The sequence below is a fragment of the Flavobacterium filum DSM 17961 genome (assembly GCF_000425465.1).
In the GTDB taxonomy this organism is placed as follows: domain Bacteria; phylum Bacteroidota; class Bacteroidia; order Flavobacteriales; family Flavobacteriaceae; genus Flavobacterium; species Flavobacterium filum.
Genome location: NZ_AUDM01000017.1, coordinates 22,272 through 46,388 on the forward strand (window position 1 = coordinate 22,272; position 24,117 = coordinate 46,388).

The following is a 24,117-nucleotide window of genomic DNA, read 5'->3' on the forward strand; positions in this document are numbered from 1 at the left end:
ACTAAAATGCTCGTTGGTTAAACGGGCATTTTTTTTAATCCCAACATTCCATTAGAATTAAATCGCCTTCTTCATGTTCTATCGATATGATTCCATCCTCAGCAACATGATTGCTGCTTCCGGTTCGGTAGCCAATAGTAAGGGAATCGTTAGCTAACGGATAAAATAAATTTTGAGAATGAATGCCATGAACCGCTCCAATCGGAATTAATGAAATAACCGTATTTTTAGGATACCATTTTTCATATTTTTTGGGAAGAAGAAAGATTTTCGAATGGTCATCAAACAAAACGATTTTCAATTTATCTCTAAACTTTACAATGGAAGTAATATTGGTAATCGTATGATCGGCTCTTTTTCCGGTTGCCCAAACCACGTTTACAGCGAGAATGTTCCGTTCGACTAAATAATCAAAAGCTTTTTCTAAATCCGTTTTGTCTTGGTCCGGAGTATGAACAATTTCAAGCGGATATTGAATTTCTTTATAATAATTTGCATCAAAATCGCGATCAAAGTCACCTAACAAAACATCTACTTTGATGCCTAATTCCATCACACGACTAATCGCTGAATCTAAAACAATAACAATGGGCGACCATTCTAATAATTGCCCAAGAAGTTCTTCACTACATGAAGCTCCGTTGGCAATGATTAAAGCTGGTTCTTGATCGTCTTTGACTATGTGGTGTGATGACATTTCTTTTTCTCACAGAAAACACTGAAAACACAGAAAACGTTTTGTGAATCTTTTGTTTCTAATTAATAATTCTAATGATACTTTCTTTATCTTTTAGATAATCAGCATTGAAGTTAACCAAAAGACCTAATTTTTTGTTTGTTAATTTCAAATAAGTTAAAAGTTGTTTTTTATGCACATTTTTTACTTCTTCAACTGATTTTATTTCAATTATAATGCTATCATTTACTAATACATCTAATCGATATCCTAAGCCTAAATCTTTGTTTTTATAAATTACAGGTAAATTAAGTTGACATTTTACTTCAAATCCTCTTACTTCCAATTCATAGCACAATGCTGCTTCGTATATACTTTCTAATAAACCCGGTCCTAATTCTTTAAACACTTCAAATATAGCACTTCTTATTTCATAAGTTAATTCATTATTTTCCATTCTTCATATATTTTTATAATTTCAAAAATATAAAAAATGTATGAATTAACCTTATAAAATTAAACATAGACTATATTAATATTTTTTATAAACAATCAAAAGTCACAAAATCAATTTCAGTGTTTTCTGTGTTTTCTGTGAGAAATTTCAAGAGAGAAATCACTCAATTACATACTCCTCAACCACCGTTTCACTTAATCTAAAATACCCCAACGCAAAATTATTAAAATCGGTTTGGTTAATAATATTTCCACGAACTGTTGTTGTGGGTGTACTAAAAGGACCGGCACTTGTAATTCCTGCTTGTGCTAACAAAATATTGGTATAATTAAAATATTGTTGTGAAACACCATTCATTGTAAAAGTAAGTGTATCACCTGTTTTAAATTTATCACTAAAATACAAACCAAACATTTCATTATTTTGAAAAAAGCGGTCTTCTAAAACGCCATATTCCGGGATTACTTTGTATGGATCAAATATTCCTAAAAAGTAAAAATTTGTTTCGTTTGGAATATCATCAAAGAAAAATTTAACCTCAGTTGCATCACCTAAAACACCGGCATCATTGCGTTGTTCAACGCGTTTAACATCAGGTGTTGCAAGTAATTTTTCTGTTGAAGTATAAATTTCTCCTTCATAAAGTATGGTAAGCACATACGATTCATTTAAGACCGGAACAAAATTGGAACAAACATAAATTCCGGGTTCACTAATTTGTTCAAAATTAAAAATGGTTCCATCACTATTGGTAACTGTTACAATTGCTGTGGTTACTTTCGGGATTTCTGTTGAAAAATACCCTGTTGTTGTACTCAATCTAATGAATTGAAGATTACCCGGAGTATCTTTTACCCAATTGATGGATGCTTCAACTACCAATCGAGGTGGAGCTGTATCTAAATCAACATCTATTACTTTTTCACAATTTGTAAAAAGGAATAACGATAAGAGCAAGGTTAAAATATGTAACTTTTTCATGCGTTTAGAATTTGAAATTATACGTAACACTTGGAACAATTCCGAAAATAGAAAGGCGAATGGCTTCGTTTTTTGCGGTTTCATCATTTTGTCTGAACGTAATTGAAGCTGCATTTTGTCGATTATAGACATTGTAAATTCCAAAAACCCACTCGGCAAACCATTTTCTGTCTTTGTTTTTTGAAGGAGTCAAAGTAGCAGCTAAATCCAAATGATGATAGGCTGGAAGGCGACTATCATTTCTCGAACTAAAATTAGGAATGGTGATGCCTAAATATTCATATTGACCATTAGGATACGTCACAGGTTGACCGGTTTGAAAAGCAAATGTGGCACCAAAACGCCATTTTTCATTTAATTTATAATTACCCACCACAGATAAATCATGCAGTTTATCAAAACCGGTTTTATACCAATTGCCGTTGTTGATACCCGGTTCATCTGGCGTTCTTCCTGCTACTTGTTGTTCCGTTCTTGCTAAAGTATAAGCAAGCCATCCGGTAATTCTGCCGCTATTTTTTCTGAGCAAAAATTCAATTCCATACGCTCGACCTCTGCCGTTTAATACAACTCGTTCTATAGCTTCATTGGCAATTAAATTAGCACCATCAATATAATCAACTCGGTCTTTAATGGTTTTGTAATACGATTCTATTTCTAATGAATAGTTATCATCTTTAAAATTTTGAAAATAGCCAATGGCATATTGATCCAAAAGTTGAGGTTTTAAAAATTGATCACTTGGAGCCCAAACATCCAATGGAGTAGGCGATTGTGTATTGGAAATCAAATGCAAATATTGTGACATTCGATTATAACTGGCTTTGACAGATTGATTGTCATTTAATGCATATGCTACACTAAGACGGGGTTCAAAATTGTCAAATTGAGCAATGGTTTCATTTTTTCCATAGCTTACAGTTCCGATTGGTTCCGCACTCTCATATATTTGGAAAGCGGAATTGAACGTTACAGGCTGATTGTTTTCATAAACATTCAAGGTTTGTTCACCTAATCGCAAAAAGTTGCTGTAGCGAACTCCATACGAAACAGTAAGTTTTTCGGTTAGTTGATGTTCTGCATCAATATAAAAAGCGGATTCAAATGCATATTTTTTATCCAATTGATCAGCATTGATTCCTGAATCTGATCGGCTTGGTTCAATTTTTCCGGGATTAAAACTGTAGTAAATGGCATTTGCACCATACGTTAATTTTAGTTTGTCTGACAAATAATGTTTAAAATCATATCTAAAATTGTAATTTTTGATGCCACTATTCCATAAAAAACCAACAAAATCCAGTTCTAATCCATAATAATAATCAGAATAGATAAATGACATATTGCTAAAGAGTTTGTCAGAAAACAAATGATTCCATCGAAGATTCAAAACACTATTTCCATACGTATTTACAAACGTTTCGTTGAGTGAAAAAACATCTCTTCCAAAATATCCCGAAAAATAAAGATTATTATTTTCGTTCAGCTTGTAGCTGATCTTAGTATTTAAATCATAAAAATAAGCGGAGTTATCATTATCGGTTAGTTTTAAGAACAAATGAGCATAAGAACCTCTTCCGGCTACTAAATAAGAACCTCGGTCTTTTACAATTGGTCCTTCCGCCATTAAACGACTGGAAATAAGCCCGATTCCTCCGTTCATGTGAAATTCTTTACTATTTCCTTCTTTCTGATAAATATCTAAAACAGATGAAAGTCTTCCGCCGTAACGAGCAGGAATTCCGCCTTTGTATAATTTCAAATCTTTAATAGCATCCGGATTAAAAACAGAAAACAATCCAAATAAATGCGATGAATTGTAAATTGTCGCTTCATCCAACAAGATTAAATTTTGATCGGCTCCACCACCACGAACGTTAAATCCGGATTGACCTTCACCGGCATTGGTCACACCCGGTAGCGTAAGCAATGACTTCACAATGTCTACTTCTCCTAAAATTACCGGCATTTCTTTGATTTCCTGAATGGAAAGTTTGTTTACACTCATTTCTGGTTTGCGAATTTCCGCCTTTACTTTTCGGTCGCTTACCACAACTTCCTTTAATTGTTGACTCGATTCGAATAAAGAAAAGTTTTTTCGAATGTTTTTGTCTAAAACAATAGTTTCTTCAATGGTTTGATAACCAACATAACTAATTTGAATTAAGTAAGTTCCTTTGGGCAAAGAAATCGAATAAAAGCCATATTCATTGGTGGTTGAACCGGTTTTTGTTTCGGTTGCAATGATATTTACACCATAAAGTGTTTCGTTGCTGTTTTGGTCGGAAATGGTTCCGCTGATTGTGAATTTCTCTTGTGCGGTTGATGAAAATAATATTCCAAGAGTCATCAACAATGTCAATATAATTTTGTTTAACGACATGAGTAATTTTTTTAACAAAATTGATGAATTTTTTTTAGAAATTTTATACATCAGTTGTTAAAGTAGGGTTAATAAAAAAGACAACCTGTTAAGATTGTCTTTTTTGTTTATAAACAGTTGAAGATATAATTCCAAAAAATAATACTTTATTAGAATAGTGTCATTTGAGTTTAATTCAACTTCGCCAAAACAGCATTTAATGTTTTACTCGGACGCATTGCTTTTTCCAACAATTTAAAATCAGGTTTGTAATAACCACCAATTTCTTGTTTTTTGCCTTGCGAACCAATCAATTCTTCATTGATTTTGGCTTCGTTTTCTGTTAATTCTTGAGCAATAGGAGTGAAGAGTGCTTTTAATTCAGCATCTTTATTTTGTTCTGCTAACGCTTGAGCCCAATAGAAAGCCAAATAAAAATGTGAACCTCTGTTGTCAATCTGACCCACTTTTCTGGCAGGAGATTTGTCCGTTTCTAAGAATTTTTCGGTAGCAGTATCTATGGTTTCAGATAAAACCAACGCTTTAGCATTATTCAATGTTTGACCTAAATGTTCTAACGAAACGCCAAGAGCTAAAAATTCACCCAATGAATCCCAACGCAAATAACCTTCTTCGATAAATTGTTCTACATGTTTTGGAGCAGAACCACCGGCACCGGTTTCAAATAATCCACCACCATTCATTAACGGAACGATAGACAACATTTTGGCCGATGTTCCTAATTCTAAAATAGGGAATAAATCGGTTAAGTAATCACGCAACACGTTTCCGGTTACAGAAATGGTATCTAAACCTTTGATGATTCTCTCTAAGGTGAACGTAGTGGCATCAACCGGATTTAGAATACGAATATCCAATCCGTTTGTGTCGTGATTTTTTAGATATACATTTACTTTTTCTATGATTTTTCTGTCGTGAGCTCGATTATCATCCAACCAAAAAACAGCTGGCGTGTTGGATAATCTCGCACGGTTTACGGCTAGTTTTACCCAATCTTGAACAGGAGCATCTTTTACTTGACACATTCTGAAAATATCGCCTTTTTCAACATTTTGTTGCATTAAAATGGTCTCGTTGGCATCTATAACCTTTACCACACCCTCCTGATCCATTTGGAAAGTTTTGTCGTGCGAACCATATTCTTCCGCAGCTTGAGCCATCAAACCAACATTAGGAACGCTTCCCATTGTTTTTGGGTCGAATGCTCCGTGTTTTTTACAAAAATCAATCGTAGCGGTATAAATTCCTGCATAACATCTGTCCGGAATTATGGCTTTTGTATCTTGTTGTTTTCCTTCAGCATTCCACATTTGTCCGGAAGTTCGAATCATTGCTGGCATCGAAGCATCCACAATTACATCCGAAGGAACGTGAAGGTTAGTAATACCTTTTTCCGAGTTGACCATTGCAATCGCAGGTCCTTTAGCCATTGCTTCGCTTAAGGCAGCTTCTACTTCAGCTTGTTTAGGATGACCGGCAATTTTGGCATAAACATCACCTAATCCGTTTTTGGTATTCACACCTAATTCGTTGAACAAATCAGCATATTTCTCAAATACATCAGCAAAGAAAACATCTACAATAGCACCAAATATAATTGGGTCGGAAACCTTCATCATTGTTGCTTTTAAATGGACAGAAAACAATACGTTTTTTGCCTTTGCATCTTCAATTTCGTTAGCAATGAATTGTTTTAATGATTTTAAGTTCATTACCGAACTATCTATAATTTCACCTGCTTTTAAAGGTGTTGTATCTTTTAAAACTTTTGTTGTTCCATCTTTGGCTTCAAAAACAATTTTGAATGTTGTAGCTTCCGGAATGGCAACCGATTGTTCACTGCCATAAAAATCGCCACCGTTCATGTGAGCTACATGCGTTTTAGAATCACTTGACCAAGCACCCATGCTATGCGGATTGTTTTTGGCATAATTTTTCACCGCTTTTGGAGCACGACGATCGGAATTTCCTTCACGTAAAACGGGATTTACGGCTGAACCTAGTACTTTAGCAAATTTAGCTTTGATGGTTTTTTCTTCTTCGGTTTGTGGATTTTCAACAAAATTTGGAATGGCATAGCCTAATTTTTGTAATTCTGCAATTGCTTCTTTTAACTGAGGAACAGAAGCGGAAATATTTGGTAATTTTATAATGTTAGCTTCTGGAGTTGTGGCTAATTGACCAAGTTCTGCCAAATCATTATTTAGGCGTTGACTTTCGGTTATATATTCCGGAAAATTAGCGATGATTCTTCCGGCTAATGAAATATCTCTGGTTTCAACTTCAATTTGTGCGGGAGCTGTAAAAGCTTTTACAATCGGAAGAAGTGAGTGAGTGGCAAGCATAGGAGCTTCATCCGTAATTGTATAAATAATTTTGGATTTTGACATAATGGTTGTATTTGTTTGTGTTTGTTTGTAACGATTCCTGAAAAATCAGGATGACAAAGATAAGAAAAACGAAGCAGAATTTAGGTAGATTCTTCAAACGAAAACGATTGAATTATGGATATGATAATCTGAACTATAAAAATTAGTAATTTGACAAAAAACGAATTAAAAATTGAGTGAGTTTTTAAAATTGATAAACTAAATCACGCTGGGCTGGAAATCCATAAATTTGGTTTAGCAGACTAAATGTCGGGATTGTTGCTTAACTTATTTTTTTGCCACGAATTACACTAATTTTCACGAATCAATTTGTGAAAATTAGTGTAATTCGTGGCAAATTTTTTAGAACCTGAAAGGGATTACACATAAAGTGCATAGTTTTAAATTATTATTTGAAACCAATAAAAAATCCCGTTCTGAACTTCAAAACGGGATTCTTTATGAATAGAAAGTTGATTATTTTCTTCTTTCTTTGATTTTTGCTTTTTTACCGGTAAGGTCTCTGAAGTAGAAAATACGAGCTCTTCTAACTTTACCTCTTTGGTTCAATTCAATTTTTTGTAAAGCAGGCATGTTGATTGGGAAAATTCTTTCTACACCAACAGCTCCTGACATTTTACGGATAGTGAATGTTTCAGTAGCACCAGTACCTCTTCTTTGGATTACAACTCCTTTGAAGAACTGAGTTCTAGTTTTTTCACCCTCTTTAATTTCATAATAAACAGTGATAGTATCACCTGCTCCAAATTCTGGAAAGTCTTTTTTTGTAATAAATTCGTCTTGAACGAATTTCATTAAATCTGCCATAACATTTAAGTTAAAATAGTGATTATCAGAGCAACATACACGATTTTCGTCAGAGGTTGGTCCAAATGTGGGTGCAAATTTACAATTTATTTTTAAATTACATCAATTTATACAAAAAGTTTGTGATTTTTTATATTCAAATGAGGAATGAAACACAATTACTGGAAGTGTTAAATTAAACCTTTTTATCTTTACCTAGTCAAATAGAAAAATTTAAAAAATAGAACCATGAAAAAAGTACGTTTAAGTAAAGTTTTGTTTGTATTGTTGAGTGTAGTGTTTGCATCATGTAACCGTGAAGAAGATGTTGCATTAGACAGAGAATTAGTTAAAAGTTCAACTGAAATTGACTTTACAACTGAGTTGGATTTTAATGCAGCTATTGATGTTTCTTCGGATAACAACGCTTTAACCGATAGAAGTGTACAAGCAACATCAAGTATTGCTCCATGTGCATCAGTTACTGTTGATAACAATGAACCTGGAATTTTCCCCAAAACGTTTACACTAAATTTTGGAAGTGGATGCACGCATAACGGAATTACTCGATCAGGAAGTGTAATGATTACTTTGACAGATTATGTAATGAATTCAGGAAGTATGACCACAATTGTTAGAGGATATAATTATTATGTAAATGGTATGAAAGTAGAAGGAACTGTAACCTATCAAAACACAACGGTTTCTGCAACTACGCCTCAATGGAACAGAACGATTACCAATGGAAAAGTAACACATCAAGACGGAAGAGTTTTTACGCACAACGGAACCAGATCAGTAAAGCAAACAGAAGGTGTAAATACTTTAGTACTGATTGATAATGTTTACGAAATTACTTCCGGTACGCATACAATTACAAAAGTTGGAGGAACAACCCTTACTTTATCAGTAGTTGAGCCTCTTATCAAAAAATACAGTTGTACTAATATTTCTCAAGGAAAACTAGGCGTTCAAGGTACTGTTTTAGATGGTGTAATTGACTATGGAGATAATACATGTGATAAGCTTGCCACTTACACACATAGTAACGGTAATGTTTACAACATTGTCTTATTATAAAGAGGAAGTGAAATTTTCAAAAAGACTCAATTTAAATTGGGTCTTTTTTTATGAAAAATGGGATAAACGATTTTTAGATTTAAAAAAAAACATCCCGAAAAAATCGAGATGTTTTTGTGGGGAGAGCAGGATTCGAACCTGCGAAGGTTTCCCAACGGATTTACAGTCCGTCCTCGTTGGCCGCTTGAGTATCTCCCCCCGCGTAATGCGGTGCAAATATAGAATTGTTTTTACTTTGAAACAACCTTTTTTTGTAGATAAATGAAAATAAATAGTAATTATTTGGTAATGAATGTAATAAAAAAATCCCCAAATAGGGGATTTCTCATTTTAGCTTTATTATAGGAATTAAACACCTAATAATTCAATCACTTTTGCTTTTAATTGTTCACCTCTTAAATCTTTTGCCACAATAATTCCATTAGCATCTAATATATAAGTAGCCGGAATAGATTGAATATTGTATTTTTTGGCAATAGGATCATTCCAGTATTTTAAATTAGAAACTTGAGGCCACGTTAATTTGTCTGCTTCAATTGCTTGTTTCCATTTATCTCCATTTCCTTCTTTATCTAAAGATACACCAATAATATTTAAGCCTTTCTCGTGATATTCATTGTATAATGCTACAACATTTGGGTTTTCTTTTCTGCATGGTCCACACCAAGAAGCCCAAAAATCAATTATAGTAACTTTACCCATTACCTCTTTTAGCGAAACAGTTTTTCCGTCTGGCGTTGGTCCTGAAAAATCCGGAGCTTTTTTACCAACTTCAGCCGCATTATGATTGGCAATCATATCGCCAATTTTTTTACCCGGTTTGGTTGCTTGAATTGATTTATCTAGGTTATTGTATATTTTTTTGATTTTCTCAATGTCTAAATCCGGTTGATAAAACATGTTTTCTAACATCAATACACTGATGAATGCTTTCGGATTTTTTTCAGAAAAAGTAATGTTATACTCGTTTAATTCTTTTTGTAAGTTAGTAAAACCGTCGCGTAAAGCATTAATGGTTAAAGAATCTTTATCTTTTAATGCAGTTTGCATTTTTTCCATGTTTACTTTTCGATAATCCATTATTTTTTTCTGGATTTTGCCTTGTTCAAGGTTGTATTTTGCAAACTGTTCGTTATTGAAAGTACCTCCAATAATCGTTTTGTTTACACTGTCTTTGAAAATTTTCATGTTGATTTCACCATTTTCCAAAACAAAAACCGCTTTTCCGTTTACACCTTCCACTTGAACAAAACGTAATTCCGGTTCTTCAACGGTTCCTTTAAAGGTGAATTTACCATCTTTAATTACAACAGAATCTGTAGCTTTTAATCCCATTCCGGTTTCATCTTGGGTTTCTAAAACTGCTTTTTTTCCATTTTCAATTCCTTCAATTGTTCCTTCAATAATAAATTCGTTGTCTGCTAATTGATTACAAGCAGTAAAAAATACCAATACAAGTAAAAATCCAATTATTTTTTTCATTTTTCTATTAATTAATTGGGTGCAAAAGTATTAAAAAATACAAGTTAACAAAGGTGTGTTAACGTAATTTTTTAATTTAATATTTGAGTGATTTATTCTATTTTACTTTCACCCAATAAAATTCCGGAAACATTCCAAGCACTAAAGCTTGTTCCTTCCGGTAAACCTTGCGGAATTTGAATCGTTATAGTGTGATTTCCGGCTTCTAAGTTACCTAAATCAATATTTACAGGATTGGTAACCGTGCCCGGACACCAATTAGAGCGACTGTAATCAGATGAAGAAAGTCCGTTTGCAAAATTACCTGATGCCGGATTATATAAGCGATATGAACCACAATCTTGTCGCCATGGCACAAAGGAAAACCATTCTTTGCCATCTATGGAAATGGTATTTTTTTTGGGAACAAATTCATCACCGTTTTCCCAACCACCATGACCGGTGGTGATGTAACGAAGTTTTGCATTTTGAAGTGGCTTATCCAGAGTAAAATGAACAGTCAATCCTTTTGGGTCAGAAAACAATGTGCCATATTCTTGACCGGCCATTTCTAATACGTTTGTTGTATTGAATAATGGTAAAGCAAATTGATTTGAAGCAATTTTAGCACTATTTTCCCCTGAATGAGCAGTGATTTCTAATGCAACTTTGTGTCCGCCTTTATCATAATTGCCAATAAATGTTCCTATCCACACTTCTTGATTGTTAAAAGTGGAAAGTAAATCGGTAATGTCTTGACGATAAACGACTTCATTAAGCCAGTTTTTATCTTTTAAAACAATATGATTGTATTGTTGAATGCCAAATGGAGTGAAAAACCGCATCAACTCTGTAATGGGTAGAAAATCTTTTTCTAATCGAATGCCTTGGTATTTCTTACCGTTACCGTTTTCAAAAATAGGTAATGTGGATACGCCTTCTATAAACCCTTTTAAGAATGATTTTTTTCCATCATTGGGCACAAGAAAAACAGAACCGGTTCGGTCATACGCATCACCATTAGAATGAGTTTTGAGTTGAATAAATACATTGCTATTTATGTCTAACAACGGAAATTTAATCTTTTTCAGAATAACGGTTCCATTGGCAAAACGTAAAATACTGTCGTTAGAAACGGCATTATCTGCAAATCGAATGGTCTCGTTTTCAAAAATGGAAAAAGTTAAAAAGCGACTTTTCCAAAGTAAATCTTTGTAATCAATAGCATTAAACTGAGGTATGGATGGAAGTGTAACATCAAATGGAATTTTTTTAATTTTTTCCATTTTTTCAGCTTTGATGATAAAATTTCCGTTTCGATTCATTTCTAATACCAGTCCTAAATCTTGACCCAATAATGTTGGGGCTCCCTTTACTGTTGGGTTTTTTGTAAACCAAACTTCAATGGTATTGGAATTAATGATGGTTTTTGCTTTTTGACAGGAATAGCCTAATATCGTTTTGAATTCATTTATCAACTCAAATTTTTGATTATTTATTGAAGTACTATCAATGGTTTGAATGATACGTTTATCTTTTAAAAAAGCGAGTTGTGTGACGTGATTCTGTTTTCGATTTATAATCGCTTGTTCGAAGGGAAAAGCAGCTTTTTTTTCCAACGTCAATTTAGTCGTTAAAATCGTTTCCGAAGCTGATGTGAAAAGTACAATTGGATTTTCAGGTTCAGTTAGCTGATCGTGATAGTATTTTTGATAGGTAATCTGATAGGTTTGTGACCAAAAAAGATTGGTTACGAAAATAAGAAGGATGGTTATAGTGTTTTTCATCATCATAAAAAAAGCTCTCCGTTGGGAAGAGCTTTGCATATTATTGCATTGGACCTACTTTTTTCTTTTCTAAAACATTGTTTTCAACTCTTTCCAATACTTCGCCTTTGATTTTTAAGTGTACTTTTCCTCCTTCTACATTCACCGCATTGGTTTCAACGGTAATACTTTTTCGGATGGGACCTGTGGCCATATTGTATTTTACTTCAATCTTGTCTGATTTTCCGGGCATGATGGGTTCTTTTGGTTTGGAAGGAACGGTACAACCGCAAGTAGATTGAACATTGGTCACAATTAACGGTGCATCACCGGTATTGGTAAATTCAAATACGCGAACACCATTGTCTTGGTCTTTATATACTTTGCCATAATCGATGGTGTTGTCTTTTGCTTTGAATTCAATTTTTGGACCTTTTTGGGCAAAACTGACGAAGCAAAAGAATAATAGGAAAAGGGTAACTACTTTTTTCATGGTTTTAGTTTTTGGGTGTTGTAAAATTACTTTTTTTTAATCAAAATACAAATAGTAAAATCATTTTTAATACTCTCTCGAAATGCTTACTTTTGTCCATTATTACAAAAATCAGACCAATTGTAATAAAATTGTTAACTTTTTAATTTTCGATACATGTCTATTCCTGCTCAATTTGATGCCAAAGAAGCCGAAAAAAAGTGGTATGATTACTGGATGAAGAATAACTATTTTTATTCTACTCCAGATCATCGAACGCCTTATACAATTGTAATTCCACCACCAAACGTGACTGGAGTCTTGCACATGGGCCACATGTTAAATAACACCATCCAAGATGTATTAATTAGAAGAGCTCGATTAAAAGGATTAAATGCTTGTTGGGTACCGGGAACAGATCATGCTTCTATTGCAACAGAAGCAAAAGTTGTAGCGAAATTAAAAGCGGAAGGCATTTCAAAAGATAGTTTATCTCGTGAAGAATTTTTGAAACATGCATGGGAATGGACCGATAAACATGGAGGAATTATTTTAGAGCAGTTAAAGAAACTTGGTTGTTCCTGTGATTGGAGTCGAACTAAGTTTACGATGGATGATGATATGAGTGCTTCGGTAATCAAATCGTTTGTTGATTTATACAACAAAGGAATGATTTATAGAGGTTATCGAATGGTGAATTGGGATCCTGAAGCCAAAACAACCCTTTCTGATGAAGAAGTAAATTATGAAGAACGTCAAGGAAAATTATATTTTCTTCAATATAAAATTGAGGATTCAAATGAGTTCGTAACAATTGCTACCACCAGACCGGAGACCATTTTGGGCGATACTGCCATCTGTATTAATCCAAATGATGAGCGTTATTCACATTTAAAAGGTAAAAAAGCGATTGTTCCTATTTGTAATCGTGTTGTTCCGATTATTTTTGATGAGTATGTGGACATGGAATTTGGAACAGGATGTTTAAAAGTAACACCTGCTCATGATGTAAATGACAAAGAATTAGGCGAAAAACATCAGTTGGAGGTAATTGATATTTTTAACGAAAATGCAACTTTGAATCATCATGGAATGCATTATTCCGGAAAAGATAGATTTGTTGTACGTGACGAAATAGCCAAAGAGCTAGAACAATTAGGTCACATGCTTAAAATTGAAAACCATATCAATAAAGTAGGTACTTCAGAAAGAACAAAGGCAGTTATTGAACCGCGACTTTCTGATCAGTGGTTTTTGAAAATGGATGAAATGGTGAAGCCGGCCTTAAAAGCCGTATTGGAAACCGAAGAAATCAAATTATATCCCAACCGTTTTAACAATACGTACAGACATTGGTTAGAAAATATCAGAGATTGGAATATTTCCAGACAGCTTTGGTGGGGACAACAAATTCCGGCCTTTTATTATGAAGAAGGAAAGGAAAAATTTGTTGTAGCCGAAACCAAAGAAAAAGCTCTAGTTCTTGCTCAACAGCAATCCGGAAATGCCAATTTAAAGATGGAAGATTTGCGACAAGATGAAGATGCTTTAGATACTTGGTTTTCTTCATGGTTGTGGCCAATGGCTGTTTTTGGTGGTATTTTAGACCCGGAAAACAAAGACTTTAAGTATTATTATCCAACTAATGATTTGGTAACCGGCCCGGATATTTTGTTTTTCTGGGTGGCTCGGATGATTTTTGCCGGATATGAATATACCGGAAAGAAACCGTTTTCAAATGTATATTTAACCGGTTTGGTTCGCGATAAGCAAAGAAGAAAAATGTCTAAATCGTTAGGTAATTCACCTGATCCATTAGACTTGATTGACAAATATGGTGCAGATGGAGTTAGGGTAGGCTTATTGTTAAGTGCCTCTGCCGGAAATGATATTATGTTTGATGAAGAACTTTGTAGTAACGGGAAAGCATTTGCAAATAAAATTTGGAATGCTTTCAAATTAGTTAACGGCTGGAAGGTAAGTGATGAAATCAAACAACCCGAAAGTTCGTCTATTGCAATTGATTGGTATGAAGCCAAATTAGAAAAAACATTGAACGAAATTGAAGATCATTTTGAAAAATATCGTTTGTCAGATGCTCTAATGGCCATTTATAAATTAGTTTGGGATGATTTTTGTTCATGGTTTTTAGAAATGATTAAACCGGGTTATCAACAACCAATTGATAGTGTAACTTATCAAAAAGCTATTTCATTTTTGGAAGCAAATTTAAAATTGTTACATCCATTTATGCCTTTCTTAACGGAAGAAATTTGGCAACATATCGCTACTCGTTCTACTGATGAAGCCTTAATTGTTTCTGAATGGCCAACGGTTTCTAATACAAATCAAGGTTTGGTTGACGAATTTGAATTTACAAAAGAAGTGATTGCTGGAATTCGTACCATTCGAAAAGAAAAAAACATCACTTTTAAAGATGTTTTAGATGTAAAAGTAATCAACAAAGAAAAAGTATCGAATCGTTTTGATGCGGTTATTATTAAATTAGGGAACTTGTCAGGAATTGATGAAGTAACTGATAAAGTGAATGGAGCCTTAACTTTTAGAGTAAAATCAAACGAGTATTTTATTCCTATTGCCGGATCTGTTAATGTTTCAGAGGAAATTGAAAAACTAGAGAGCGAGTTAGTTTACATAAAAGGTTTTTTGGCCTCAGTACAAAATAAGTTGTCAAATGAAAAATTTGTATCTGGAGCTCCGGAAAAAGTAATCGAAATGGAACGCAAAAAAGAAGCTGATGCGTTAGCTAAAATCGCTACAATCGAAGAAAGTTTAACCGCTTTGAAATAAAAAAAGTCCCTCATTTTTGAGGGACTTTTCATTTGTATCTGGTTACTATTATTTTACTGCAGGTGTAACAGCTGCTGCATATTTTTCGGCAACTTTATCCCAATTAACAACATTAAAAAATCCTTCTAAGTAATCTTTTCTTTTGTTTTGGTGTTTTAAGTAATAGGCGTGTTCCCAAACATCAACCGCTAAAATTGGTGTTCCTGTGTTTCCAACTTTTGTCATTAAAGGATTATCTTGATTAGCAGTAGTTACAATGCTTAATTTCCCTGTTTTATCTAAAATTAACCAAGCCCAACCTGAACCAAATTGTTTCATTCCGGCTTCAACCAGTTGTGTTTTAAAATCGGCAAAACTTCCAAAGTCTTTATTGATTGCTGCAGCTAAATCTCCTGTTGGTTCACCACCTTTGTTAGCACCCATTATTTCCCAAAAGAAATTGTGATTATAATAACCACCACCATTATTTCTAACGGCTTTATTTTCTGGATCTAATTTTTTCAAAATATCTTCAATAGACATATTTGCCATTTCTGTTCCGGCAATTGCTTTGTTCAAATTATTGGCATAACCTAAATGATGTTTGGAATAATGAATTTCCATTGTTTTGGCATCAATATGAGGTTCTAAAGCATTATAAGCATAGGGTAGTGCAATCATTTGGAAAGCACCGCCTTCGTCAACTTTTACATCCGATGGATTCCCCATTTCAACAATCACTTCCTCTTTTTCCGGTAGCGGAACTTCAACAACTTCTTCTAATTTTTTAGAATTATTACAACTTGCGAATAGAGCCATTAAACAAATGGCAGCAATATACTTTTTCATTTTATTATTTTTTTTTAGTTAACAATTTATTAATCATTTCAATGTATTTTTCTTTTGCTTCTTCTTCAGTTAAATGGCTAATTTGCATCCATGCATTTGTTTTAAAAGCATTACGCAAATCGTTATTATTTAAATGTCTAAATTGAAAAGTGCCTTGTGTGGCTTGTTTGTAAAAAGCATAGATTCGCAACATCACATCTTGAGGAAGTTGCTCCGTCATATTTGAAGCATTTTCAAATGCTTCTTGAAAACGACTATCTAAATCTTTTTCACTCATGCTTTATTTTTTGGCTAGGACAGTTTCACCACCTTTCACCACTTGATTAAGCGATACATTAAGTTCTGTTCCCAAAGGTAAATATAAATCTACTCTAGAACCAAATTTTATAAAACCGGCATCATGTCCTTGCTTTACGTGCGTGCCAACTTTTGCGTAATTCACAATTCTTCGAGCTAAAGCACCTGCAATTTGACGATATAAAATTTCGCCAAATATTCTATTTTCTATAACCACAGTTGTTCTTTCATTTTCAGTACTCGCTTTTGGATGCCAAGCTACTAAATATTTTCCCGGATGATATTTACTAAAGTTGATTTTTCCGTTTACGGCATATCGAGTAACATGAACATTTATTGGTGACATAAAAATGGAAACCTGAAGACGTTTGTCATTAAAATATTCTGATTCAAAAACTTCTTCAATAACAACCACTTTTCCATCTACCGGTGCAATTACATGATTGTCATCGTTTTGGGTATATCTTTTCGGATTTCTAAAAAATTGTAAAACCAAAATTAGAAGGACCAGTCCAATAATTTGAACGGTCATTCTTAACCAAGTTAAACCAATAAATTCATCTGCCAATAAAACTAGGGCTGCTACAAAAACGGTAGTGCCTAAAATAATTTTTGCTCCTTCTTTATGAAACATACTTTAAAATTTGATAATATAAAAAAATGTAAGGGGCTACATAAATGATGCTATCCAAGCGATCCAAAAGGCCACCGTGTCCTGGCATAATTTTGCCACTGTCTTTTACCCCGGCAATTCTCTTGAATTTAGATTGAATTAAATCACCCAATGTTGCAAATATACTAACTAATATGGCTATTCCTATCCAAATATTTACATTTGAAGTTTCAATATAGTGTATAGCAATTAAAAAACTCATGCCAACACTAAAAAGAAGTCCGCCAAAAAATCCTTCTATTGTTTTTTTGGGAGAAATTCGCTCAAATAATTTATGTTTTCCAAATGATTTTCCAACCACATAAGCAAAGGTATCGTTGGTCCAGATCAATACAAAAATACCAATTAATATTTTGGGATTATAGCCTTTTACTCCAATAGGAATTTTTGTGATGATAATAAATGGAATAATGATATACCCAATTAAATATATCCATTTTTCAAGAGAAGATATTTTTTTTTCTTTTTTGTAAAATAAAAAAAACAGTAATTTGACAGAAACAAAAAAACAACAAAATGTTAATATACTGTCGTAAACAGGTTTAAAATTTGATTTATAAAAGATAGAAAATCCAACAATTGCCAATATTAAAGGAATGATGAAATGTAGTTTTACCAATTTACAAAATTCTAATACACCAATGGCCATAAAAAGTCCAAATAACCATAAAAAGGTAGTTTCAGAAAATAATATACAGCTTAATAGTAAAAGAATGTAAACTGCTCCCGATAATGCTCTTGTAAGCGTTTCATTCATCTTAAAGATCTTCTAAAAGCAATAAGTATAGGTTTTTGGCTGCACTACCATAATGAAGAAAGTCTTCTTCTTTTGCCTTTTCAAAATATTTTATGGTAGTAATGTTAGTAGGATAATCTTTTTCGTAACGTTTTTTGATTTCTCTTAAACCGTCGCTTTTACTTTCTAATATTTGACTGGTAGTTGCAAAAACAACAATATTGGCTGGCAATTCGTTTGGTTTATTTTGTTTTATTTGATTTGAAGTTAATAAAACGGAACCTTCGTCTGCAATTAAATTTTCACAACTGGCCAATAAAAATTTTGGAGAGGTAACATTTTTATAAGTTAGTTTGTTATCATCTAAAAAATGAAATAGCTTTGGTTCATAACATACGGCTTCACATTCAAACCAATCGTTTTCTTCTAAAATATTTAACAATTGTTCATTTACTTCCTCTAAATTCTCGCAATAAAGAAATTTACCTCCATTTTTTTTAAAATTGAAAGTGAATAACTCATCTACCGGAATTTTAATTTCGGGATTAAACGGACTCGCTTCTTTCTCTTTTTTGTCATCAGAAGCGTCATTTCCTGACCCAAACAGCTTTTTGAAAAGACTCATATAGTTTTGAACAATTCTTCTTATGTTATGGAAATCGTTCAAAGATAAAAAAAACTCCTTTCAAAATCATAATGAAAGGAGTTTTTTTGATTTTTTTAAAAATCTTCTGATGTTTTTATTCGCCAACAGAAACATGAGCTTCATTTTCAAATGGACGTTTTCCGAAAATCATCTCTAAATCGTCTTTGAAAATCACTTCTTTTTCAATTAAAATATCCGCTAAGCGAATTAATTTGTCTTTGTTATCTTCTAATAATTGTATAGCTCGTTGATACTGACTTTCAATCAAAGTTGAAATTTCTTTATCAATAGTGATGGCTGTTTCTTCAGAATAGGGTTTCGAGAAATTATACTCACTTTGTCCAGTTGAATCATAATAAGTGATATTGCCCAGCTTGTCATTCAGACCGTAGATGGTAACCATAGCTCTAGCTTGCTTAGTTACCTTTTCTAAATCACTTAATGCTCCTGTAGAAATTTTGTTGAAAATTACTTTTTCAGCAGCTCTTCCTCCCATAGTTGCACACATTTCATCCAACATTTGCTCCGGGCGAACAATTAATCGTTCTTCCGGTAAATACCAAGCAGCACCTAAACTTTGTCCACGAGGAACAATTGTAACTTTTACTAAAGGAGCAGCATGTTCCAACATCCAACTTACTGTTGCATGGCCGGCTTCATGCGTGGCAATAGCTCTTTTCTCATCTGGAGTAACTATTTTATTTTTCTTTTCTAAACCACCTACAATTCGATCAACTGCATCAAGAAAATCTTGTTTGTCAACTGCTTTCTTGTTGTTTCTAGCTGCGATTAAGGCTGCTTCATTACAAACATTTGCAATATCTGCACCGGAAAAACCCGGGGTTTGTTTCGCTAAAAAGTCGGTATCCAAACCTTCTTCTTTTTTCAAAGGACCTAAATGTACCTCAAAAATTTCTTTACGTTCTCTAATATCCGGTAAGTCAACATAAATCTGTCTGTCAAAACGGCCGGCACGCATTAATGCTTTATCTAATACATCAGCACGGTTAGTAGCAGCTAAAACAATCACGTTTGTATTGGTGCCAAATCCGTCCATTTCTGTTAATAATTGATTCAGCGTATTTTCTCTTTCGTCATTAGAACCAGAGAAATTATTTTTTCCTCTCGCACGACCCACTGCATCAATTTCGTCAATAAATATGATTGAGGGTGATTTGTCTTTAGCTTGTTTGAATAAATCTCTTACACGAGAAGCTCCAACACCAACAAACATTTCCACAAAATCAGAACCGGATAATGAGAAAAAAGGCACTTTAGCTTCTCCGGCAACCGCTTTAGCTAACAAGGTTTTTCCAGTTCCGGGAGGGCCAACTAATAAGGCTCCTTTTGGTATTTTTCCACCTAAACTGGTATATTTTTCTGGGTTTTTCAAGAATTCTACAATCTCTTGCACTTCTTCTTTGGCACCTTCTAAACCGGCAACATCTTTAAACGTTACTTTAACATCCGTTTTTTCATCAAAAAGTTTTGCTCTTGATTTTCCAATGTTGAAAATTTGTCCACCGCCACCTCCGGCACCACCACCCGACATTCTTCGCATGATGATAATCCAAATGACAACGATTAAAATGATGGGTAATAAATTTAGGAAAATACCTGACCAATTGTTTTTAACCAAAAAGTTATAATCATTGATTTTGTTTTCCTTTTTAGCATTTTCCAACTTTTCTTGGAATAATTTTTCTTCACCAATACTGGGTAAAAGATAATGAGCACCAGAATTATCACGGCCTAAAACATCTTTTACTACTGCTTTGTGCTTGGCATCTTTAAGGGCATCTTTTTTAATGTAAATTTCAGCTTCGCTTACGTTTTCACCTTTATTATACACTAAAACTTTCTCAATTTCACCATTTTCTAAATACTCATTGAATTTAGAAATGGATAATTTTCCGGGTTCCTGAAAAGAACTTCCTCCGGAAATAACACTTATAAAAACAAAAATTCCCGCTACTATAAAATAAATGAGCCAGGGATTAAATTTGAACTTGTTTGGATTTGGAGTAGAATTATTTTCTTTAGCCATTAGTTTTTTTCTTCTTTAGCAATTTTTTAATTTTTATTTGGAATGGTTGTGATTTTAGCATCACCCCATAAACCTTCTATATTGTAAAATTCACGAACGTGTTTCTGAAAAACATGTACCACAATGTCAATATAATCCATCAAAACCCATTCAGCATTGTCTGTTCCTTCAACATGCCAAGGTTTATCTTTTAATTCTCGCGATACTAATTTTTGAACTGAATTGACAATGGCATTCACTTGTGTATTTGAATTTCCGTTGCAAATGATAAAATAATCACAAACTGTATTTTCAATCTCTCTTAAATCTAAAATGTCGATATCATTTCCCTTAACTTCTTCAATTCCTTTGATGATAGTTACTAACAACTCGTCATTACTTACTTTTTTTTTCGCCATTAATTGTTAAATATTTTCGCAAAGTTATCAAATTTTGTGTTTATTTTTGAGCCTTAACACAACTTTAGATTCTTTTTATTTTTATTTGAATGAATATCATCAAACTCAATGCCATATCTTCAACAAATGAACACCTAAAACAATTGATGGCACAACAGGTTGTTTCTAATCTAACGGTTGTTTGGGCAAAACATCAAACATTAGGAAAAGGACAAATGGGTTCTACTTGGGAAGTTGAAGAAGGTAAGAATTTGACTTTTAGTATTTTAATTAAAGATTTGATTGTAGATGTTCATCAATTATTTACGTTAAATATCGTTGTTTCATTAGCCGTTTTTTCAACTTTAGAACAAATAAAAATTCCAAAATTAACCATAAAATGGCCAAACGACATTATGTCAGGTCATTCAAAAATTGGCGGAATATTAATTGAAAACAGTTTTAAATCCAACGGAGAAGTTTATTCTGTGGTGGGAATTGGCTTAAATGTAAATCAACTTTCTTTTGAAAATATTCCAAATGCTTCTTCTTTGGCTAAAATAATGGGAAAAGAATATGATTTAGAAGTGCTGTTAAACAAAATTTTACAATCGCTTCAGTATTATTTGGCTCAAATGCGAACCGATTCACCTTCTATCTGGAAAATGTATCATCAAAAATTATTTAAAATAGGTGTTCCGACTCCGTTTGAAAAACCTAACGGAGAAAAATTTATGGCGATTATTCAAAAAGTTACTCCTGATGGTCGATTAGAACTTTTACAAGAAAATGATGAGTTGGTGCATTTTGATGTGAAAGAAGTGAAATTATTGTATTAAAAAAAACCACGCTTTTTCAAACGTGGTTCTTTCATCAACAACTAAACTAAAATTTATTAAAAACAGTAACTGTTTTCAGCTACTAATTTGGCCGTAATGGTTTCTCTTAAACCAACAATGTTTGGCATGTTGGTGTATTTGGTGAAGCGACGTAAGCCCATTAACATCATGCGTTGCTCATCGCCTTCGGCAAAAGAAATGATGCTTTCTTTTCCTTTTTGAGATACAACGTCAACGGCTTTGTATAAATACAATTTGGCCATTGCAATTTGTTCTGTAGCTTTTTCTTCGCCTACTTTTTTAGCTAATTTTTCAGTTCGTAAAACGGTACTTTCTGCCATGTAAATTTCAATCAACATATCGGCTGCAGCCATCAATAATTGTTGGTGAGCATCCAAATCCATTCCGTATTTTTGAACGGCAGCTCCGGCAACCATTAAAAAGGCTTTTTTCAATTTGGCCACCATTTCTTTTTCTTCAGAAAATAATTCAGAATAATCCGGTGTGTCAAACGATGGAATTCCCATTAATTCTTCTTGCACTTTCATGGCCGGACCTAATAAATCCACATGACCTTTCATGGCTTTTTTGATTAACATTCCTACCGAAAGCATACGGTTAATTTCGTTTGTACCTTCATAAATTCTGGCAATACGGGCATCTCTCCAAGCACTTTCCATCGGAGTGTCTTCTGAGAATCCCATTCCGCCATAAATTTGAATTCCTTCATCGGCACAATTTTGAACATCTTCCGAAACGGCAACTTTCAAAATAGAACATTCGATAGCAAATTCTTCCACACCTTTTAATTCTGCTTCCTGATGCGATGCACCTTCAGCTTCGCGGATTTTAATTCGGTTTTCGATGTCTTTTGCTGCACGATAAGTTGCACTTTCACCGGCATAGGCAGAAGTTGCCATTTCCGCTAATTTATAACGAATAGCTCCAAATTGTGAAATTGGCGTGTTAAACTGAATTCTTTCATTGGCATAATTGATTGCGTTTGAAGTCACACGGCGTTGAGCATCCAAACAAGCGGCTGCCAATTTGATTCGGCCTACATTCAATGCATTCATAGCAATTTTGAAACCTTCACCACGAGCGGCCAACATATTTTCAACCGGAACTTTGGTGTCAGAAAAGAAAACTTGACGTGTAGAAGAAGCACGAATACCTAATTTATGTTCTTCTTCGTTCATCGTGATTCCATTGGATGGATCATTTTCTACAATGAAACCAGTGATATTTTTATCATCTTCAATGCGAGCAAAAACAATAAATAGCGAACAAAAACCGGCATTGGAAATCCACATTTTTTGTCCGGTGATTTTGTAATGTGTTCCGTCTTCAGATAAAACAGCTTTTGTTTTTCCTGAATTCGCATCAGAACCAGCTCCCGGTTCAGTCAAACAATACGCTCCAAACCATTCACCTGAGGCTAATTTTGGGACGTATTTTTTCTTTTGTTCTTCGGTTCCGTATAAAGTAATTGGCATGGTTCCAATTCCGGTGTGAGCACCAAAAGCGGTTGAAAATGAACCGGTTGCCCCCGAAATGTAATCGCATACTAAACAGGTATCCACAAATCCCATTCCCATTCCGCCATACGCTTCGGGAACTGCAACGCTTAAAAAGCCCATTTCTCCGGCTTTACGCATCATTTCTTCTGTAAATGCATAATCTTTCTTTTCAAATCGGTCTTTGTTGGCCCAAATTTCTTTGTCCACAAATTCTTGTACCGAATCACGCATCATGATTTGCTCTTCTGAGAAATCTTCGGGTGTGAATACATTTTCACATTTGGTTTCTTTTACTAGGAATTGTCCTCCTCTTGTTATGTCGTTCATTATTTTATGTTTTTATAGTTTTTTTAGAATATAGAGAATAGAAAATAGAATATAGAGAATAGAAAATAGAATATAGAAAATAGAATATAGAGAATAGAAAATAGAGTTTTTAGAATAGATTTTTCCGGTTATTAAAAAGTGAATAGGTTATAGAAAAAAGGAGGTATAAATGAAAATATATTTTTCTTTAATCCATTTTGAAAAGACATCGTCATTCTTTGAAATTCTTCAATTTTCTTTTCCATTTTATCAAACTTTTCTTCATTTATACAGTTTCTGTGTTTTGCAACAATAAGTTGTGTAATTAATTCAAAAGAAGAACCAAGTGCAATGTCAACAAAATGACTAAAAGATTTATCAGTTCTTGATGAACCTTCTGCTATGTTACTTGGAATAGAAACTGAACATCGACTCATTTGTGAACTCAAATCATATCGTTCATGTTTGGGAAATTCTAATAAAATATCCGAAACATCATTAGCAATCTCAATACCTAGTTGCCAAACTTTCAAATTTTTATAATTATGCCTCATTAATCTTCCATTTAAGTTCTTTTCAAAGTCT

At 33.6% G+C, this 24,117-nt stretch carries 21 protein-coding genes and 1 tRNA gene; 3 read left to right on the plus strand and 19 right to left on the minus strand.

Going from position 1 to position 24,117, the window contains the following annotated elements; genetic code table 11:
• Positions 1-34: 34 nt before the first annotated feature.
• From H601_RS0111030 to rplS, 6 genes are all read right to left on the minus strand, one after another.
• Positions 35-697 carry a thiamine diphosphokinase gene (locus H601_RS0111030; protein WP_026711571.1) on the minus strand — a complete coding sequence of 221 codons (663 nt, stop codon included), beginning with the start codon at positions 695-697 and terminating at the stop codon, positions 35-37.
• 58 nt (positions 698-755) lie between these two features.
• Positions 756-1,133, minus strand: coding sequence for a GxxExxY protein (locus H601_RS0111035; protein ID WP_026711572.1), 378 nt, complete (start codon positions 1,131-1,133; stop codon positions 756-758).
• Between the two features lie 159 nt (positions 1,134-1,292).
• Positions 1,293-2,114, minus strand: coding sequence for a DUF4249 family protein (locus H601_RS0111040; protein ID WP_026711573.1), 822 nt, complete (start codon positions 2,112-2,114; stop codon positions 1,293-1,295).
• Positions 2,115-2,118: 4 nt separating this feature from the next.
• On the minus strand, positions 2,119-4,497 hold the full coding sequence (locus H601_RS0111045) for a TonB-dependent receptor (protein WP_026711574.1): 2,379 nt from the start codon (positions 4,495-4,497) through the stop codon (positions 2,119-2,121).
• Between the two features lie 170 nt (positions 4,498-4,667).
• Positions 4,668-6,890 carry an NADP-dependent isocitrate dehydrogenase gene (locus tag H601_RS0111050; RefSeq protein WP_026711575.1) on the minus strand — a complete coding sequence of 741 codons (2,223 nt, stop codon included), beginning with the start codon at positions 6,888-6,890 and terminating at the stop codon, positions 4,668-4,670.
• Positions 6,891-7,343: 453 nt separating this feature from the next.
• Positions 7,344-7,694 carry a 50S ribosomal protein L19 gene (gene rplS / locus H601_RS0111055; protein WP_026711576.1) on the minus strand — a complete coding sequence of 117 codons (351 nt, stop codon included), beginning with the start codon at positions 7,692-7,694 and terminating at the stop codon, positions 7,344-7,346.
• A 228-nt stretch (positions 7,695-7,922) separates the two neighbouring features.
• On the opposite strand from rplS, the gene H601_RS0111065 reads away from it, so the two are divergent.
• Entirely contained in the window at positions 7,923-8,753 is an 831-nt protein-coding gene (locus tag H601_RS0111065) for a hypothetical protein (protein WP_026711577.1), read from the plus strand.
• A gap of 117 nt (positions 8,754-8,870) precedes the next feature.
• On the opposite strand, the gene H601_RS0111070 is transcribed toward H601_RS0111065, so the two are convergent.
• From H601_RS0111070 to H601_RS0111085, 4 genes are all read right to left on the minus strand, one after another.
• Positions 8,871-8,951, minus strand: a tRNA-Tyr gene (locus tag H601_RS0111070).
• A 150-nt stretch (positions 8,952-9,101) separates the two neighbouring features.
• Positions 9,102-10,235, minus strand: coding sequence for a TlpA disulfide reductase family protein (locus tag H601_RS0111075; protein WP_026711578.1), 1,134 nt, complete (start codon positions 10,233-10,235; stop codon positions 9,102-9,104).
• 92 nt (positions 10,236-10,327) lie between these two features.
• Complete coding sequence (locus tag H601_RS0111080) at positions 10,328-12,040, minus strand: PNGase F N-terminal domain-containing protein (protein ID WP_245571649.1); 1,713 nt, start codon at positions 12,038-12,040, stop codon at positions 10,328-10,330.
• 1 nt (position 12,041) lies between these two features.
• A complete protein-coding gene (locus H601_RS0111085) occupies positions 12,042-12,473 on the minus strand; it encodes a DUF1573 domain-containing protein (RefSeq protein WP_026711580.1) in 432 nt (143 codons plus the stop codon).
• Positions 12,474-12,629: 156 nt separating this feature from the next.
• Here H601_RS0111085 and H601_RS0111090 point away from each other — a divergent pair, with 156 nt between their 5' ends.
• The gene (locus tag H601_RS0111090) at positions 12,630-15,263 is read left to right on the plus strand and encodes a valine--tRNA ligase (protein ID WP_026711581.1); all 2,634 of its coding nucleotides are present in this window, start codon (positions 12,630-12,632) and stop codon (positions 15,261-15,263) included.
• A 48-nt stretch (positions 15,264-15,311) separates the two neighbouring features.
• On the opposite strand, the gene H601_RS0111095 is transcribed toward H601_RS0111090, so the two are convergent.
• The 7 genes from H601_RS0111095 to rsfS form a co-directional block, all read right to left on the minus strand.
• Positions 15,312-15,971, minus strand: coding sequence for a superoxide dismutase (locus H601_RS0111095; RefSeq protein WP_051220730.1), 660 nt, complete (start codon positions 15,969-15,971; stop codon positions 15,312-15,314).
• 124 nt (positions 15,972-16,095) lie between these two features.
• Positions 16,096-16,368 (minus strand): acyl-CoA-binding protein, encoded by a 273-nt coding sequence (locus H601_RS0111100; protein WP_026711583.1) that lies wholly within the window; start codon positions 16,366-16,368, stop codon positions 16,096-16,098.
• A 3-nt stretch (positions 16,369-16,371) separates the two neighbouring features.
• Positions 16,372-17,022, minus strand: a complete 651-nt coding sequence (locus H601_RS0111105) for a phosphatidylserine decarboxylase family protein (protein WP_026711584.1) — start codon at positions 17,020-17,022, stop codon at positions 16,372-16,374.
• Positions 17,012-17,818, minus strand: coding sequence for a phosphatidate cytidylyltransferase (locus H601_RS0111110; RefSeq protein WP_026711585.1), 807 nt, complete (start codon positions 17,816-17,818; stop codon positions 17,012-17,014). Before H601_RS0111110 ends, H601_RS0111105 begins: the two co-directional genes overlap by 11 nt.
• A 1-nt stretch (position 17,819) precedes the next feature.
• Positions 17,820-18,422: an LUD domain-containing protein gene (locus H601_RS0111115; protein WP_026711586.1), complete on the minus strand. Its 603-nt coding sequence runs from the start codon at positions 18,420-18,422 to the stop codon at positions 17,820-17,822.
• A gap of 115 nt (positions 18,423-18,537) precedes the next feature.
• Entirely contained in the window at positions 18,538-20,490 is a 1,953-nt protein-coding gene (gene ftsH / locus H601_RS0111120; RefSeq protein WP_026711587.1) for an ATP-dependent zinc metalloprotease FtsH, read from the minus strand.
• A 26-nt stretch (positions 20,491-20,516) separates the two neighbouring features.
• Positions 20,517-20,888 (minus strand): ribosome silencing factor, encoded by a 372-nt coding sequence (gene rsfS, locus H601_RS0111125; RefSeq protein ID WP_026711588.1) that lies wholly within the window; start codon positions 20,886-20,888, stop codon positions 20,517-20,519.
• Positions 20,889-20,977: 89 nt separating this feature from the next.
• Here rsfS and H601_RS0111130 point away from each other — a divergent pair, with 89 nt between their 5' ends.
• Positions 20,978-21,706: a biotin--[acetyl-CoA-carboxylase] ligase gene (locus H601_RS0111130; protein WP_026711589.1), complete on the plus strand. Its 729-nt coding sequence runs from the start codon at positions 20,978-20,980 to the stop codon at positions 21,704-21,706.
• 56 nt (positions 21,707-21,762) lie between these two features.
• Here H601_RS0111130 and H601_RS0111135 read toward each other — a convergent pair whose 3' ends face one another.
• Both H601_RS0111135 and H601_RS15630 read right to left on the minus strand, forming a co-directional pair.
• Complete coding sequence (locus H601_RS0111135; protein WP_026711590.1) at positions 21,763-23,553, minus strand: acyl-CoA dehydrogenase family protein; 1,791 nt, start codon at positions 23,551-23,553, stop codon at positions 21,763-21,765.
• 131 nt (positions 23,554-23,684) lie between these two features.
• Positions 23,685-24,086: a four helix bundle protein gene (locus H601_RS15630; RefSeq protein ID WP_051220728.1), complete on the minus strand. Its 402-nt coding sequence runs from the start codon at positions 24,084-24,086 to the stop codon at positions 23,685-23,687.
• Between the last annotated feature and the right edge of the window lie 31 nt (positions 24,087-24,117).

Excerpts from the sequence above, each read along its gene's own strand:
- H601_RS0111030 (WP_026711571.1), bottom strand. The coding sequence starts at position 697 with ATGTCATCACACCACATAGTCAAAGACGATCAAGAACCAGCTTTAATC.
- H601_RS0111035 (WP_026711572.1), bottom strand. The coding sequence starts at position 1,133 with ATGGAAAATAATGAATTAACTTATGAAATAAGAAGTGCTATATTTGAA.
- H601_RS0111040 (WP_026711573.1), bottom strand. The coding sequence starts at position 2,114 with ATGAAAAAGTTACATATTTTAACCTTGCTCTTATCGTTATTCCTTTTT.
- H601_RS0111045 (WP_026711574.1), bottom strand. The coding sequence starts at position 4,497 with ATGTCGTTAAACAAAATTATATTGACATTGTTGATGACTCTTGGAATA.
- rplS (WP_026711576.1), bottom strand. The coding sequence starts at position 7,694 with ATGGCAGATTTAATGAAATTCGTTCAAGACGAATTTATTACAAAAAAA.
- H601_RS0111065 (WP_026711577.1), top strand. The coding sequence starts at position 7,923 with ATGAAAAAAGTACGTTTAAGTAAAGTTTTGTTTGTATTGTTGAGTGTA.
- H601_RS0111075 (WP_026711578.1), bottom strand. The coding sequence starts at position 10,235 with ATGAAAAAAATAATTGGATTTTTACTTGTATTGGTATTTTTTACTGCT.
- H601_RS0111080 (WP_245571649.1), bottom strand. The coding sequence starts at position 12,040 with ATGCAAAGCTCTTCCCAACGGAGAGCTTTTTTTATGATGATGAAAAAC.
- H601_RS0111085 (WP_026711580.1), bottom strand. The coding sequence starts at position 12,473 with ATGAAAAAAGTAGTTACCCTTTTCCTATTATTCTTTTGCTTCGTCAGT.
- H601_RS0111090 (WP_026711581.1), top strand. The coding sequence starts at position 12,630 with ATGTCTATTCCTGCTCAATTTGATGCCAAAGAAGCCGAAAAAAAGTGG.
- H601_RS0111095 (WP_051220730.1), bottom strand. The coding sequence starts at position 15,971 with ATGGGGAATCCATCGGATGTAAAAGTTGACGAAGGCGGTGCTTTCCAA.
- H601_RS0111100 (WP_026711583.1), bottom strand. The coding sequence starts at position 16,368 with ATGAGTGAAAAAGATTTAGATAGTCGTTTTCAAGAAGCATTTGAAAAT.
- H601_RS0111105 (WP_026711584.1), bottom strand. The coding sequence starts at position 17,022 with ATGTTTCATAAAGAAGGAGCAAAAATTATTTTAGGCACTACCGTTTTT.
- H601_RS0111110 (WP_026711585.1), bottom strand. The coding sequence starts at position 17,818 with ATGAATGAAACGCTTACAAGAGCATTATCGGGAGCAGTTTACATTCTT.
- H601_RS0111115 (WP_026711586.1), bottom strand. The coding sequence starts at position 18,422 with ATGAGTCTTTTCAAAAAGCTGTTTGGGTCAGGAAATGACGCTTCTGAT.
- ftsH (WP_026711587.1), bottom strand. The coding sequence starts at position 20,490 with ATGGCTAAAGAAAATAATTCTACTCCAAATCCAAACAAGTTCAAATTT.
- rsfS (WP_026711588.1), bottom strand. The coding sequence starts at position 20,888 with ATGGCGAAAAAAAAAGTAAGTAATGACGAGTTGTTAGTAACTATCATC.
- H601_RS0111130 (WP_026711589.1), top strand. The coding sequence starts at position 20,978 with ATGAATATCATCAAACTCAATGCCATATCTTCAACAAATGAACACCTA.
- H601_RS0111135 (WP_026711590.1), bottom strand. The coding sequence starts at position 23,553 with ATGAACGACATAACAAGAGGAGGACAATTCCTAGTAAAAGAAACCAAA.
- H601_RS15630 (WP_051220728.1), bottom strand. The coding sequence starts at position 24,086 with ATGAGGCATAATTATAAAAATTTGAAAGTTTGGCAACTAGGTATTGAG.